Source organism: Micromonospora sp. M51, from assembly GCF_018070305.1.
Classification (GTDB): domain Bacteria; phylum Actinomycetota; class Actinomycetes; order Mycobacteriales; family Micromonosporaceae; genus Micromonospora; species Micromonospora parva.
On sequence record NZ_JAGPXZ010001339.1, the window covers coordinates 1 to 780 of the forward strand.

2 protein-coding genes are annotated in these 780 nt (G+C 69.0%); both read left to right on the plus strand.

The genetic code is table 11. The annotated features are described in order from the left end of the window. The first annotated feature begins 117 nt into the window (after nt 1-117). A complete protein-coding gene (locus KBX53_RS34680; RefSeq protein ID WP_210864004.1) occupies nt 118-531 on the plus strand; it encodes a RidA family protein in 414 nt (137 codons plus the stop codon). Nucleotide 532: 1 nt separating this feature from the next. Next, nucleotides 533-780 (plus strand): N-acetyltransferase family protein (locus tag KBX53_RS34685; RefSeq protein WP_369010026.1); only part of this gene is annotated, 248 nt, incomplete at its 3' end.

A 780-nucleotide genomic window follows, 5' to 3' on the forward strand; every position in this document is an offset into this window, starting at 1 on the left:
CAATAAATCTCTCCACCCCATGCGCAGGCAGCAACAACCCTGAACTTGCTGCCTGCGCATGGGGTGGAGAGATTTATTGCGTCGCACTTGGGGACGGTTGTGGTTAGCCTCGCCGGCATGCCGGATCCTGTTGCGCTGCTGCACGTGCCCGCGCTCTCCGACGTCGCCGAGTACGCGTACGCGGCCACCGTCGAGCCGCCCGCCCGGCTGGTGTTCACCGCCGGGGCATGCCCGCTCGACGGCGAGGGACGCACTGTCGCGCCGGGCGATCACGCAGCACAGGCCCGGCAGGTGATGACGAACCTGACGACCGCTCTCGACGCGGCCGGCGCGCGGCTGACCGACGTCGTGAAGACCACCGTCTACGTCGCGTCGTCGCAGCAGAAGGACCTGGTCACCGTCTGGGAGGTGGTGCGGGACTTCTTCGGCGACCACGATCCGCCCAGCACCCTGCTCGGGGTGGCGGTGCTCGGCTACAGCGACCAACTCGTCGAGGTCGAGGCTATCGCCGCCGTCCGGACGGGGGCCTGACATGCGGATCCGGGTGGCACGGCCCGATGACGCGCCGGGCGTGGTGGCGCTGCGGGCGACGGTCTATCCGTACCTCGTGCGCGGGGTCGAGTCGACCCGCAGAATGATCGCCGAACCCCCGCCCGAGGAGGACTGGACCGCCTTCGTGGCCGAGGTCGACAACCAGGTGGTCGGCTGGGTGTCCGCCGAACGCATCGGCACGACGTCGATAGCGAACGTCGGCGGCATCAACCTGCTGCACGTACACCC

What these genes read in the sequence shown, in the direction of transcription:
- KBX53_RS34680 (WP_210864004.1), top strand. Translation starts at nt 118, where the DNA reads ATGCCGGATCCTGTTGCGCTGCTGCACGTGCCCGCGCTCTCCGACGTC.